14 protein-coding genes are annotated in these 13,366 nt (G+C 39.3%); 5 read left to right on the top strand and 9 right to left on the bottom strand.

Annotation, left to right across the window (positions count from 1 at the left end; genetic code table 11):
- Window positions 1-9: 9 nt before the first annotated feature.
- The 4 genes from FORMA_RS05535 to FORMA_RS05520 form a co-directional block, all read right to left on the bottom strand.
- Window positions 10-501, bottom strand: coding sequence for a hypothetical protein (locus FORMA_RS05535; protein ID WP_069674718.1), 492 nt, complete (start codon window positions 499-501; stop codon window positions 10-12).
- A 6-nt stretch (window positions 502-507) separates the two neighbouring features.
- Window positions 508-1,401, bottom strand: coding sequence for an OmpA family protein (locus FORMA_RS05530; protein ID WP_069674717.1), 894 nt, complete (start codon window positions 1,399-1,401; stop codon window positions 508-510).
- Between the two features lie 125 nt (window positions 1,402-1,526).
- Window positions 1,527-3,071, bottom strand: a complete 1,545-nt coding sequence (gene amaB, locus FORMA_RS05525) for an L-piperidine-6-carboxylate dehydrogenase (RefSeq protein WP_069674716.1) — start codon at window positions 3,069-3,071, stop codon at window positions 1,527-1,529.
- A 45-nt stretch (window positions 3,072-3,116) separates the two neighbouring features.
- Window positions 3,117-3,584, bottom strand: coding sequence for a CYTH domain-containing protein (locus FORMA_RS05520; protein ID WP_069674715.1), 468 nt, complete (start codon window positions 3,582-3,584; stop codon window positions 3,117-3,119).
- Between the two features lie 41 nt (window positions 3,585-3,625).
- On the opposite strand from FORMA_RS05520, the gene dinB reads away from it, so the two are divergent.
- Window positions 3,626-4,723: a DNA polymerase IV gene (dinB, locus tag FORMA_RS05515; protein WP_069674714.1), complete on the top strand. Its 1,098-nt coding sequence runs from the start codon at window positions 3,626-3,628 to the stop codon at window positions 4,721-4,723.
- Here the strand turns inward: dinB and pyk are convergent.
- From pyk to FORMA_RS05490, 5 genes are all read right to left on the bottom strand, one after another.
- A complete protein-coding gene (pyk, locus tag FORMA_RS05510) occupies window positions 4,720-6,156 on the bottom strand; it encodes a pyruvate kinase (RefSeq protein WP_069674713.1) in 1,437 nt (478 codons plus the stop codon). The two genes, dinB and pyk, sit on opposite strands and share 4 nt — an antisense overlap.
- Complete coding sequence (locus tag FORMA_RS05505) at window positions 6,156-6,629, bottom strand: IPExxxVDY family protein (protein WP_069674712.1); 474 nt, start codon at window positions 6,627-6,629, stop codon at window positions 6,156-6,158. Before FORMA_RS05505 ends, pyk begins: the two co-directional genes overlap by 1 nt.
- A 112-nt stretch (window positions 6,630-6,741) precedes the next feature.
- Window positions 6,742-7,476: a ribonuclease III family protein gene (locus FORMA_RS05500; protein WP_069674711.1), complete on the bottom strand. Its 735-nt coding sequence runs from the start codon at window positions 7,474-7,476 to the stop codon at window positions 6,742-6,744.
- A 3-nt stretch (window positions 7,477-7,479) separates the two neighbouring features.
- On the bottom strand, window positions 7,480-8,733 hold the full coding sequence (gene fabF / locus FORMA_RS05495; RefSeq protein ID WP_069674710.1) for a beta-ketoacyl-ACP synthase II: 1,254 nt from the start codon (window positions 8,731-8,733) through the stop codon (window positions 7,480-7,482).
- A gap of 19 nt (window positions 8,734-8,752) precedes the next feature.
- Window positions 8,753-8,986: an acyl carrier protein gene (locus FORMA_RS05490; protein ID WP_013869581.1), complete on the bottom strand. Its 234-nt coding sequence runs from the start codon at window positions 8,984-8,986 to the stop codon at window positions 8,753-8,755.
- Between the two features lie 182 nt (window positions 8,987-9,168).
- Here FORMA_RS05490 and purN point away from each other — a divergent pair, with 182 nt between their 5' ends.
- The 4 genes from purN to FORMA_RS05470 all read left to right on the top strand — a co-directional run bounded on the left by purN (window position 9,169) and on the right by FORMA_RS05470 (window position 13,342).
- Window positions 9,169-9,741: a phosphoribosylglycinamide formyltransferase gene (purN, locus tag FORMA_RS05485; RefSeq protein ID WP_069674709.1), complete on the top strand. Its 573-nt coding sequence runs from the start codon at window positions 9,169-9,171 to the stop codon at window positions 9,739-9,741.
- Window positions 9,734-10,369, top strand: a complete 636-nt coding sequence (locus FORMA_RS05480) for a ribonuclease H1 domain-containing protein (protein WP_069674708.1) — start codon at window positions 9,734-9,736, stop codon at window positions 10,367-10,369. Before purN ends, FORMA_RS05480 begins: the two co-directional genes overlap by 8 nt.
- A gap of 79 nt (window positions 10,370-10,448) precedes the next feature.
- On the top strand, window positions 10,449-11,375 hold the full coding sequence (locus tag FORMA_RS05475) for a PfkB family carbohydrate kinase (RefSeq protein WP_069674707.1): 927 nt from the start codon (window positions 10,449-10,451) through the stop codon (window positions 11,373-11,375).
- 68 nt (window positions 11,376-11,443) lie between these two features.
- Entirely contained in the window at window positions 11,444-13,342 is a 1,899-nt protein-coding gene (locus tag FORMA_RS05470; protein ID WP_069674706.1) for an amidophosphoribosyltransferase, read from the top strand.
- Window positions 13,343-13,366 lie beyond the last annotated feature (24 nt).

Genomic DNA, 13,366 nt, shown 5'->3' with positions numbered 1-13,366 from the left:
TTTTTTTGCTTAATGGCCTGCATCAAGTTTGTCTTGCCATTGGCGCAGCTCTTGCCACTTTCCCTCATAAGCCATGCGGGCTTGCTTAGGCCATGTTTTTGGGTTGTGGATTCTGTAAGCCTCTCCTGCTTTATCCAAAACGTACTGACATTTTTCGACACTACAGTTGGCAAGTGACTTCCAGGTTTTAATATTATTTTTATGAAAAAGATGTTGAATTTTTGGCCCAATACCCTCAATCACCCTGAGGTCATTTTCTTTTACTGTTCTATTATAAGCCTGTTTTGCTAGTGCTGCATTAAATTGCGGAATTTTAGTCGTTGTTAAACGCTTTTGATCTGTGTTTTTAAAGCCGCTTTGTTGAGCAGTTAAGCTACTGTGTTGTTCTGACCCGCATTTAGCACTGTAGCCCCTCTTTTTGCAGTAGAGGCGCCCTAATAGGAACCCAAAAAACGCAGACAACAAGCCCACACCAAGTTGTATTAATAGACAATTACTCATGAGTATTTAATTAATTATTACCTCTGTTCTTCTATTTAGCGCTCTTCCTTCACCTGTATTATTCAGTGCGATAGGCCTTGATGGGCCATGAGAAGTTATCTTTATTTTTTCAGGATTAACTTTATATTTCATTAGGGCCCTTTTTGTAAATTCAGCCCTACTTTTTCCTAGAAGCCGGGGGTGTCTTTTGTGTTCAATGCTGTCAGTGTGGCCAACTATCATGCACTGCGCGTTTTTTGACTTATTAAGGAGTATTGCGAGGCTTTTTAATTTGTTTTTTTGGTCTGGGCTTAAGACTGCATTTGGCATTTTAGCCTCAAAGTTAATCAGTACTGGATCTTCAATGATTTTTGATTTGACTTCTTCTAACTTTAACAATAGCTCATTTGAAGTTTCAACTTTTAGCGTATAATAACTCGTCAAAACATCTTTTCCGTCTTGCCTTTTTTCAATCTTTTTGTTACTTATAACAATTTGGTTTTTTGGAAGTCCTTGGTTCACCAGAAAGTTTTTAATTTCATTTGCGCGCGCATCACCAAGATTATCAAAATTAGATAAATTATCTTCGTCTTCTCTGTAAAGCCCGGTGATGGTTAGTGTTTGGGGTTTTCGCTCCCTCAAGCGCAAAATCATTTGATTTACACACGACAACAAATTATCTGAAATAGGCTGCATAAGCACATGACCAGATGTCATAAAACGAAAGTTATCATTGCTTTGAATTACGGTATATCCGTCATCAAACATAAAAGGTATAGAATTGTTGTCTTGTTTTTGCCCTTTAGTTATCACGGCGGGCTTGGTTATTTCATCTGTATGTGCACACAATGAAAAGTGCAGAAAGGATCCAATAATTAGAGAAGCTAAGACCCCAAACAAATAAGTTGTTTTTTTACTCACGAGGCATTATTTTAAAATATAATGAGGGTAAATAGCTACCCGATGCTCATTTAGACATTAAAAACAAAAAAAAGTCACATAATTATGTGACTTTTTTTTGTTTTTAATAATAAGAGTTAAAAAGCTTACAAATCAAATTTAATGCCTTGCGCTAGCGGTAAATCGCTTGTGTAGTTAATAGTATTGGTTTGTCTTCTCATGTATATTTTCCATGCATCGCTTCCAGACTCTCTGCCTCCACCAGTGTCTTTTTCACCGCCAAAGGCACCTCCAATTTCAGCCCCCGAGGTTCCTATGTTTACATTTGCTATTCCGCAATCACTTCCTGATTGAGACAAGAAAAACTCCGCCTCGCGCAGATTATTTGTCATGATAGCCGATGATAATCCTTGGGCTACATTGTTTTGTAATTCAATAGCATTTTGAACCCCCCCAGAATACTTTAAAAGATACAGAACTGGAGCAAAGGTCTCGTGCTGTACAATTTTAAAACTGTTATTTGCTTCAGCGATTGCAGGCTTAACATAACATCCGCTTTCGTATCCTGCGCCACTCAAAACCCCGCCCTCGACAATAATCTTCCCGCCTTCAGCGACAACCTCTTTTAGAGCTTTTTGGTAATTTTCAACTGCACCTTTATCAATTAACGGGCCTACATGATTATTTTGGTCCAAAGGGTTACCAATACGCAATTGTTTGTAAGCCTGTAAAACGGCCGTCTTTACAGTGTCGTAAACAGCCTCATGAACAATCAAGCGGCGCGTAGATGTACAGCGCTGGCCGGCAGTACCAACCGCCCCAAATACAGCCCCAATTACAGTCATTTTTATATCAGCATCAGGGGTTACTATTATAGCGTTATTACCCCCGAGCTCTAAGAGCGATTTCCCAAGGCGTTCTCCAACTGTTTTTGCAACAATTCTTCCCATTCTAGTTGATCCAGTAGCGGAAACTAATGGGACTCGCTTATCCTTTGTAAGGAACTCACCAACGGAATAATCTCCATTTATTAAGCACGAAATACCTTCAGGTAAGTTGTTTTCAGCAAACACGGCTGCAGCAATTTTTTGACAAGCAATTCCGCACAGAGGCGTTTTTTCTGAGGGCTTCCACACACAAACGTCGCCACAAATCCATGCAAGTGCGGTATTCCAAGCCCATACAGCAACAGGGAAGTTAAAGGCAGAGATAATCCCTACAGTTCCCAGTGGATGGTACTGCTCATACATCCGGTGACCTGGGCGCTCAGAATGCATAGTTAATCCATGCAATTGCCGGGATAAGCCCACTGCAAAGTCACAGATGTCTATCATTTCTTGAACCTCGCCAAGGCCTTCTTGAAGGCTTTTACCCATTTCGTAGGAAACTAACTCGCCTAATGGTTTTTTTAAAACCCTTAACCGCTCGCCAAATTGCCGAACAATCTCTCCGCGTTGTGGCGCAGGCAAAGTTCGCCAAGATTTAAAAGCAGTGCTTGCGCTGCTCATGATCATTTCATATTGTTCTGGGCTCGTTATAGATACAGTGCCGATCTGGCTGCCGTCCACCGGCGAAACAGATGAGATAGATTTTGTAGAACCAAACCATTTATTTCCAGTTGAAGAACCTGAATTATGCTCTTCAATTCCTAATGATTTGAGCGTTTCTTTAATATTTATTGTTTCTGACATGTTTTTTTGTTTTTTACTGTTGTAATTTACTCAAAGTAGACTTAGCTACCACCGCCTAAAAGGATTTTGACTCAATTGGCTGTTGTAATATTTCTTTTTTCCAGTGACCTCTTTACCCAACCACTCTGGACATTTAAAGACCTCATTTTCATTATCAAGCTCAACCTCTGCTACAATTAATCCATGGTTGTCATCTAAAAACTCATCCACTTCAAAAAGATGATTCTCATATTGGACATAGTGTCTTATTTTGTTGATGACACCATCGACGCACATAGCAATTAAATGCTGTGCTTCTTCTACCAGGATGCTTTTTTCCCACTCAAAGCGAGAAGCGCCACTTTTTGAGGCCTCTCCTTTTACTGTTATAAACGCTTGTTCACCACTAATTCGAATTCGCACGGTGCGCACAGGGTCTTTGGACAAATAACCTTGGGTCATTTTTAAGGCCCTAATGGCCTCATGTTTAAAGTTGTCATTTTTGACTAAAAATTTACGCTCGATTTCTATCACAAATAAAATTAGGTATGGATTAGAAGCATTAAATTTACACTATGTTTAGCGATTTACCAATTCGAAAGATTATTCATGTGGACATGGACGCTTTTTATGCTTCTGTGGAGCAAATGGATAATCCAGCTTTGAAAGGGCAACCCATAGCTGTCGGTGGGGGGAAAGCGCGCGGGGTAGTTAGCGCTGCAAGCTATGAAGCGCGAACATTTGGTGTTCGCAGCGCAATGTCCGGCACTTTGGCGGCAAAGCTATGTCCTAAATTGGTGTTTGTCTCTCCTCGATTCGATCGTTACAAAGAAATATCAAACAAAATTCGCACTATATTTTTTGAATACTCAGACCTTGTGGAACCTCTTTCTCTTGACGAAGCTTATATTGACGTCACAGAAAATAAAAAGGGCATACAAAGCGCCTCGCGTATAGCATATCAAATAAGAGAAAAAATCAAAACACAAGTTGGACTTAGTGCATCTGCAGGGATTTCGATTAATAAATTTATTGCTAAAGTTGCAAGTGATTACAATAAGCCCAACGGCCAAAAAACGGTACCACCGGAAGAAGTTTTAGCTTTTTTAGAGGCCCTTGATATTAGAAAATTCCATGGCATTGGAAAGGTCACTGCTCATAAAATGTATGAGTTGGGTATCTTCACAGGGCTGGATTTGAAGAGCAAAACCCAACCGTTTTTAACGGAGCACTTTGGTAAATCCGGCGCATATTATTTCAATGTTGTTAGGGGTGTTCACTTGAGCTCTGTAAAGCCAAACCGAGCTCGAAAGTCTTTAGCGGCCGAGCGCACTTTTTCAAATAACCTTTCGAGTGAACTTTTTATTATTGAAAAGTTAAGCCATATTGCTCAGGAAGTTTCAGGGCGCTTACAGCGGCTAAATATTGCAGGAAAGACCATTACTTTGAAAATAAAATATAGCGATTTTAAGCTTCAAACAAGAAGCAAAACACTGACGTACTTTATAAGCACGGCAGATGTTATTTTTGAACACGCTAAGGAGTTGCTTTTTCAAGAAGGGCTTCAAAACTCTGTTCGGCTTGTGGGAATTTCTATCTCAAACCTAAACAGCAACATAAAAAAGGATGTTGCGCCAGAAAACGTTACGGTGCAGCTGAAGTTTGAATTTTAAGCTTTGACCTCAGTAACACGCATTGTATTTACCATGCCCTTCTGTTGAATAGGCATTGCCGCTAGGCTTATTACCATATCTCCATCTTCCAAATAACCTTTTTCCACGGCAATTTTATTAACATCTACAACAGTTTGGTCTGTGGACACAAATTTGTCGTAATAAAACGCACGGACACCCCAGAGTAAATTAAGCTGTGAGATGATTCTCTTATTGGATGAAAATGCTAGAATATGCGCTTTTGGCCGCCATGCCGATATTTGGAAGGCGGTATAGCCACTATTTGTTAAGGTGGTTATGCCTCGTGCGTTAATTTCATTGGCCATATTAGCAGCATGGAAACATATAGACTTTGTAATGTAGCGCTTTGTTTTAATGTGTGGGTGCTTTTGGGGCACATGAATAAGCTCTGAGTTTTCGACCGACTTGATAATGTCTGACATTTTTTGAATTACTTGAACAGGGTATTGCCCGACAGATGTTTCACCAGAGAGCATCACAGCATCAGCACCATCCATCACTGAATTTGCTACATCATTGACTTCTGCTCTAGTGGGTGTTAAGCTTGTGATCATAGACTCCATCATTTGAGTGGCTATGATTACGGGAATACGTGCGCTTTTTGCCTTGAGTACCAATTGTTTTTGAATCAAAGGCACCTCATGGGCTGGGATCTCGACGCCGAGATCCCCTCGAGCAACCATCAAGCCATCGCAATAAGCGACAATTTTATCAATGTTTATGACGGCCTCTGGCTTTTCTATTTTTGCGATAATGGGGATTTTATAACTGCTGTGTTTAGAAACAATGGCCTCAAGCTCCATTAAATCTTCAGCGTTGCGCACAAACGAAAGCGCAATCCAATCTACCTCTTGTTCAATAGCAAAAAGAGCATCTTCTTTATCTTTTTCTGTCAGCGCCGGCTGTGAAATATTAGTATTTGGAAGATTAACTCCTTTTTTGGACTTCAAGGGGCCGCCCTGAATTACCTTAGCTTTAACTTCATCTTTTTGATTTGTTGAGACAACTTCAAAGATTAGCTTCCCGTCGTCTAGCAAGATTTGTTCGCCTGGCTTAGTGTCTAAAGGAAAACGGTCGTACGTCATGTAGACACGATCCTTTGTTCCTTCGAAGCGAGCGCCTGTTGCGAAAATAATTTCGTCTCCTGGCGCTACAACAACATCGTCTTTCATTACGCCAACCCTCAGCTTGGGACCTTGAAGATCAGCTAAAACAGAGGCGTTGTATCCGTGTTCTTCGTTAATTTCACGAATATATTGAACACGCTTTTTTACATCGTCGTAGTCTGCATGTGAGAAGTTTATTCTAAAGACATTTACACCAGTAGCGACCATTTTTAAGAGCATTTCTTTTGAATCTATGGCCGGCCCTAAAGTGGCAACAATCTTGGTCTTTTTTCTTTTGTATGACATTAATTTAGTATTAAGTAATCTTTTGATTTTAGTTCCTCGACATCTAGTGCGTAAGCCATATTTATTGCCGAAATTTTTTGCAATTCTAATGCGGTTTCGTCTGCTTCATTGTTTCCTCCACTAATTTTTAAAAAATAATTTACCGAAGAATGTTCATTGAGCAGATGGTAAGTAGTCCAGTTTTTTTCTGAACGGGCTGCAAACAAGCCTTGATTGATTGAATTATCTTCGAACAGACAGCTGTTTTTAATTAAATTCCACGTAGTTTTTAAATTAGCATTTTCCCATTCAAACAAGGAAAATGAAGCCTTGTTGTCGTTAAAGTCAATATCTTCTTTTGTGCGTCTTAAATTTGTGTTTAAAGCGCAGTTTATATGAAAGGCAAGGCGGTAATCTTCTAGGTCGCAGTGGATGGCAAAAAGCGAATAATCAGCATCAACAAAATCGTCCAAAACAAGTTTATGTACTGCCATAATTTAATTCAAAAACATTGGTGTAAATATAAAGATAAAAGCGCAAACAGAAGACACTTCTATATTGCCATAGTTTTAAATTATTACGAAAACGATGTAGTTAATTCCCCAACTACAATTGTATTTTATCTTGAAGCGCAAAATACCCTCTTTGACTTACCTTTTCTTCAGCTTTTTTTCGCGAAGTAGCGCGTGCCTTAGCTATCACTTTGCCATCAATTTTCAAAAGTACTGAAAAGTGTTTTATTTCGTCAACACCCTCGTCTTGACAACGGTCGTAATAAATTTTCTTTTTTTCTTTTTGACACCATTCAACCATAAGGCTTTTGTAACTAATAACTTTGCCTTCGAGCTGATCAAGGTCTACATGAGGGTCGATGACGCTGTCAAAAATAAATCGTTCGCTTGTGCTGTACCCCCGATCTAAGAACACTGCTCCAACAAGCGCTTCAAACAAGTTGCCGTGAATATTATCCCCAAATTTATTATGGTCTAATTTGGAGTCTAATAAGGAGATTAAGTTTAAGCTTTTCCCGATTTTATTTAAATGCGAACGGCTTACAATTTTTGAACGCATTTTTGTTAAATAACCTTCATTGGCATCCAAAATAGAAATATATAGATAGTGAGCAATAACCGCTCCTAATATAGCATCGCCCACGTACTCTAACCGCTCGTAATTGAAAGGGTTACCTTCCTCGTCTTTTTTATTGGTAGAGCGGTGGGTAAAGGCTCTATCGTAGTAATGTGTTTTTTTTGGCTTAAACCCTAAAATAGGTTCAAGGGCAGTACTGAGTTTATTGTTTGTTTTATGGCATAACTTTAATATATTTTGAATATAGTTCAAAATTTAGTCATCTAGAGTTTTGAAAACAACACAAGCATTATGCCCACCAAAACCAAAAGTGTTACTCATGGCAACATTTACTGTTCTTTTTTGAGCCTTATTCAGTGTAAGATTGAGGTCCGGATCGATGTTCTCGTCGGGCGTTGTGTGGTTGATTGTAGGCGGAACAATTCCGTTTTGCATAGACAGTACTGAAGCAATAGCCTCTATAGCTCCAGCTGCGCCGAGTAGGTGCCCTGTCATTGATTTAGTGGAGTTTATGTTTATGTTTTTTGCGTGGCTACCGAACACTCTTGAAATTGCCTTTAACTCAGCAACATCCCCTAGCGGCGTGGATGTTCCGTGGGTGTTAATGGCGTCTACATCTTCGGGCTTTAAGCCAGCGTTAGCCAAACAGTTTTTCATTACTGCGGTTACTCCAATTCCGTCAGGATGAGGAGCAGTCATATGGTAAGCATCTGAAGACAAGCCGCCCCCAACAAGCTCAACGTAGATTTTAGCGCCTCTTGCCTTAGCATGCTCGTATTCTTCCAAAACCAGGGCACCAGCACCCTCACCTAAAACAAAGCCATCTCGGGTTGCATCAAATGGTCTAGATGCGGTTTCCGGACTTTCATTTCTTGTCGACAGGGCATGCATTGCATTAAATCCGCCCATGCCAGACTCATTGATTGTAGCTTCACTTCCGCCAGTGACAATAACATCGCAATGACCAAGGCGAATATAGTTTAAAGCATCAATGATTGCATTTGCTGAAGACGCACAGGCCGAAACAGTTGTATAGTTTGGCCCCATAAACCCATGCTTTATGGAAATGTTGCCTGGTGCAATATCAGCAATCATTTTAGGGATAAAAAACGGGTTGAAACGCGGCATGCCGTTGCCGGTTGCGAAATTGGCGATTTCTTTCTGAAAAGTATCAATTCCACCAATACCCGCACCCCAAATGACACCAACACGAAACCTATCTATGGTTTCCAAATTAAGCTTGGCATCTAAGATGGCCTCGTCAGAAGCCACCATAGCATATTGCGCAAACTTGTCTGTTTTTCTGGCTTCTTTGCGATCAAAAAAGTCAGATACGTTGTAATTTTTTAATTCACAAGCAAATTTAGTCTTGAAGTGCTCCGTATCAAAATAAGTTACAGGGGCACAACCACTTTTTCCTGCTACTAGAGCGTTCCAATAGTCGTCTTTGTTATTTCCTATGGGCGTTAGCGCACCAAGCCCAGTGACTACAACTCGCTTTAAGTTCATAAATTTTTTTACGACGGTTTTATTTCGCTGCTTCTATGTACGAAACGGCTTGACCAACAGTAGCGATGTTTTCTGCTTGATCATCTGGAATTTGAATATCAAATTCTTTTTCGAATTCCATAATAAGCTCTACAGTATCTAGTGAATCTGCTCCTAGATCGTTTGTGAAGCTTGCTTCAGTTACTACTTCGTTTTCATCAACGCCCAATTTATCAACGATAATCGCTTTCACTCTTGATGCAATGTCTGACATAATAATTAATTTTAAGTTTTAGTTAGGGTGCAAAAATAAAAAACTTTATTTTAAAAAGAATAAATCCTAAAAAAATGTGCGCATTCTTTTAAATAAACAGAGAATGATCAAGGAAATTAGATGGCTATTAAAAATATTATCCCTTTTTTTGTAGAGCAATTAGTGTTAAAAACTATAATATAATGAAAAAAATAGCTGTTTTTGCATCAGGCTCCGGCACCAATGCCGAAAATCTCATAAAGTTCTTTCAAAATGATACCACTGCAAAGGTTGTTTTGGTGTTGTCAAATAATTCGGATGCCAAAGTTTTAGAACGCGCAAAATCTTTAGCTGTAGACACATTGTTTTTCAACAGAGAAGAACTTTTAGACCCTAATTTTATTATTAAGGCTTTGCATTTATACAAGGTTGACTTTATTGTACTTGCGGGGTTTTTGTGGAAATTCCCTGAGCACATAGTTAAGGAGTTCGAAAATAAAATTGTAAATATTCACCCTGCGTTGTTACCTGATTTTGGAGGAAAAGGGATGTACGGAATGCATGTGCATAAAGCGGTTATTGCGGCAAAGGTTAAGGAGACAGGAATCACAATACATCAAGTGAATGCACAATATGATGAAGGAGCAATCGTTTTTCAGGCAAAGTGCACTGTTGACCCTAAAGACTCTGCAGATGATGTTGCACGCAAGGTTCACAAGCTAGAAATGGCACATTTTCCCAAGATTATCAAAAATATTTTATTGTCAGATGCCTAAGGCCAAACAAAAATATTATACCGTTTGGAAGGGTCATAAAACAGGTGTGTTCGAGACGTGGCCTGAATGCCAGTTGCAAATAAAAAACTTTCAAGGGGCACAATACAAGTCTTTTGCAACAAAGGCGACCGCTGTTAAAGCATTTGAAGGGCTTTACGAAGATTATATAGAAAAAAACAAAGCTAAAAAGGGCATTCCAAAAAGAGGAGATCAAATAGAGGGGCCTAACTTAAATTCTATTTCTGTTGATGCTGCTTCAAGCGGAAACCCTGGTGTCATGGAGTATAGGGGGGTTGACACCCAAACCAAAGCTTTACTTTTTCACAAAGGACCTTTCCAAAAAGCCACAAACAATATTGGGGAGTTTTTAGCTTTAGTTCACGGACTCGCATTACTTAAAAACCAAGAAAGCCAAGTCATGCTATATACAGACTCTGTAACCGCAATGAGTTGGGTCAGAAAAAAAAAGTGTAACACAAAATTGAAACGCACCAAAGAAAACCAAGCCGTTTTTGTCTTAATAGATCGTGCAGAACAGTGGCTACAAAACAACACTTTTACAACTAAAGTTGTAAAATGGGACACAAAATCTTGGGGTGAAATTCCTGCAGATTTTGGAAGAAAGTGAGATTAACTTTTTGCGTCAAATTTAACGTCAATAACCTATAATTTTTTGTAGATTTGTCCTTTAATTTTTCTACAAGTTTATGAACAAACTCCTAATTGTCGGTACTGTTGCATTTGATGCTATTGAAACACCTTTTGGGAAGACCGATAAAATTCTTGGAGGGTCAGCGCCCTACATAGGGCTATCAGCTTCGCAGTTTGACACAGCGAGTGCGATAGTTTCGGTTGTTGGCGGAGATTTCCCTGAGACTCATTTAGAGCTTTTTCGTCAACACAACATTGATATTTCTGGCATAGAAATTATCTCATCAGGCAAAACATTTTTTTGGAGTGGGCGCTACCATAACGACATGAACACAAGAGACACATTGTCTACTGAACTTAATGTGTTGTCAGACTTTCAACCTGTAGTGCCTTCTAAATTTAAGGACGCCAATGTTGTTGTTTTAGGAAATTTGCACCCTCTTGTTCAATCTAGTGTTTTGGATCAAGTTACCAATAAAGAGGCTTTGGTCATATTGGATACGATGAACTTTTGGATGGACAATACTTTAGAGGATTTGATGGAAGTCATTAAAAGAGTCGATGTAATTACGATTAATGACGAGGAGGCGAGGCAATTATCAGGACAAAGCTCTTTGGTAGCAGCAGCACGAAACATTCACGAAATGGGGCCTAAATACGTAGTGATAAAAAAAGGAGAACACGGCGCATTATTATTCAGTGGCGACAATGTGTTTTTTGCACCTGCGCTTCCACTTGAGGAGGTTTTTGATCCTACGGGAGCTGGTGACACTTTTGCTGGCGGGTTTGCAGGATTTTTGTCCAAAACAAACAACTTTAGTTTTGAAAACATGAAAAAAGCTGTTGTATATGGCTCTGCATTAGCTTCTTTTACTGTGGAAAAATTTGGGACAGAGCGAATTAGCAATCTATCATCTAAAGAGGTCTTTGAGCGGCTTCAGATGTTTAAAAACCTAACCCAATTTGACATTGAATTAACTTAATAAACTGTATTAATTTTGAGTACAAATGGTATTATTACAAAGACACTAACCAACCACAACCTTCACACATGAGTGATGCAATTAAACATGAATGTGGCATAGCCCATGTTCGCCTTTTAAAGCCTTTAGATTTTTACAAAGAAAAGTATGGCACTGCTTTTTATGGGATAAACAAGATGTACCTGATCATGGAAAAGCAGCACAATAGAGGTCAGGATGGTGCTGGTTTTGCAAGTATAAAATTGGACATGAATCCTGGTGAGCGCTACATAAGCCGTGTGCGCTCTGTTGCCCAACAACCTATTCAAGATGTGTTTGAGCAAATCAACGAACGGATTAATACCGTGTTGGTCAATAACCCTGAGTGCGCTAATAACACCGCATTACAAAAGAGAATGGTGCCCTACCTTGGGGAGGTCATGCTTGGCCATGTTCGCTATGGAACATTTGGGAAAAACAGTGTTGAAAGCGTACATCCGTTCTTGAGACAAAATAACTGGATGCATCGCAACCTTATTTTAGCAGGAAATTTTAACATGACTAATGTCCGTCAGTTGTTTAAGAATTTAGTAGAAATTGGCCAGCACCCAAAAGAGTACACAGATACGATTACAATAATGGAGCGTATTGGCCATTTCTTGGATGATGCGGTTTCAAAAGTTTATAAAAAATTAAAAAAGGAAGGCTATACTAAAATGGAATGTTCTCCTTTAATTGCAGAACGCCTAAATCTCAAAAAGATTTTAAAAAAGTCTTCAAAAAATTGGGACGGAGGGTATGCAATGGCGGGTATGCTTGGCCACGGCGATTCATTTGTTTTACGCGATCCGGCTGGGATCCGCCCAGCGTATTACTACATGGATGATGAGGTCGTTGTTGTGGCTTCAGAACGACCGGTAATTCAAACCGTTTTTAATGTGGATTACCACTCGGTTCACGAACTCCCACCTGGACATGCTATTATCACCAAAAAATCTGGAGAAACCACAATAAATAAAATTTTAGAACCCACAGAACGTAAGGCCTGTTCTTTTGAGCGGATTTATTTTTCGAGAGGTAGCGACGCTGAAATATACAAAGAACGAAAATTATTAGGAAAACTTATTGTTCCAGAAGTTTTGAAACATATCAATAACGATATTAAAAATACAGTTTTTTCATTTATACCCAATACTGCCGAAACCTCTTTTTTTGGTATGGTTGAATCGGTTGAGGCATTTCTAAACAAAACAAAAACAGATGAAATTTTGGAGGGAAGACGCTCTTTGTCGGCAGAGAAAGTAACTCAAATTTTATCGCAACATACAAGGATAGAAAAAATCGCAATTAAGGATGTAAAACTTAGAACATTTATTACTGAAGACAGCAGTAGGGACGATTTGGTAGCACACGTATATGACATTACATATGGTGTTGTAAAAAAAGAAGACAATTTGGTTATAATTGACGACAGCATCGTACGCGGGACAACACTAAAGAAAAGTATATTAAAAATGTTGGACCGCCTATCCCCTAAAAAAATTGTGGTGGTATCTTCAGCACCACAAATCCGCTACCCCGATTGCTACGGCATTGATATGGCAAATTTAGAAGGCTTGGTTGCGTTTAGAGCGGCACTAGCGCTACTAAAAGACCAAAAGCAAGATCAGCTCATTGATGATGTTTACGCCAAATGTAAGGCGCAAGAACATTTGAGTGACAATGAGGTAAAGAACTTCGTCAAAGAGATTTATTCCTCATTTTCCGCAGAGCAGATATCAAGCAAAATAGCTGATTTACTCAGCGGGGATGAGATAAACGCTGAGGTTGTAATCATTTTTCAAACCATTGAAAATTTACACAAGGCTTGCCCGGATAATTTAGGAGACTGGTATTTTACAGGAAATTACCCAACTGACGGAGGAAATCGCGTAGTTAATCAAGCGTTTATAAACTTTTACGAAGGTAAAAACGAGCGCGCCTACTAAAAAAGTGCATTTCGTCTAAAAAAA

It is taken from the genome of Formosa sp. Hel3_A1_48 (genome assembly GCF_001735715.1).
Taxonomy (GTDB): Bacteria; Bacteroidota; Bacteroidia; order Flavobacteriales; family Flavobacteriaceae; genus UBA3537.
The sequence above is the reverse complement of the archived record's forward strand: the minus strand, read 5'-3'. Positions and strand labels throughout refer to the sequence as shown.

Coding starts and splice junctions, on each gene's coding strand:
- FORMA_RS05490 (WP_013869581.1), bottom strand. CDS start 8,986: ATGTCAGACATTGCATCAAGAGTGAAAGCGATTATCGTTGATAAATTG.
- FORMA_RS05475 (WP_069674707.1), top strand. CDS start 10,449: ATGAACAAACTCCTAATTGTCGGTACTGTTGCATTTGATGCTATTGAA.
- fabF (WP_069674710.1), bottom strand. CDS start 8,733: ATGAACTTAAAGCGAGTTGTAGTCACTGGGCTTGGTGCGCTAACGCCC.
- FORMA_RS05470 (WP_069674706.1), top strand. CDS start 11,444: ATGAGTGATGCAATTAAACATGAATGTGGCATAGCCCATGTTCGCCTT.
- FORMA_RS05505 (WP_069674712.1), bottom strand. CDS start 6,629: ATGGCAGTACATAAACTTGTTTTGGACGATTTTGTTGATGCTGATTAT.
- purN (WP_069674709.1), top strand. CDS start 9,169: ATGAAAAAAATAGCTGTTTTTGCATCAGGCTCCGGCACCAATGCCGAA.
- amaB (WP_069674716.1), bottom strand. CDS start 3,071: ATGTCAGAAACAATAAATATTAAAGAAACGCTCAAATCATTAGGAATT.
- pyk (WP_069674713.1), bottom strand. CDS start 6,156: ATGTCATACAAAAGAAAAAAGACCAAGATTGTTGCCACTTTAGGGCCG.
- dinB (WP_069674714.1), top strand. CDS start 3,626: ATGTTTAGCGATTTACCAATTCGAAAGATTATTCATGTGGACATGGAC.
- FORMA_RS05535 (WP_069674718.1), bottom strand. CDS start 501: ATGAGTAATTGTCTATTAATACAACTTGGTGTGGGCTTGTTGTCTGCG.
- FORMA_RS05480 (WP_069674708.1), top strand. CDS start 9,734: ATGCCTAAGGCCAAACAAAAATATTATACCGTTTGGAAGGGTCATAAA.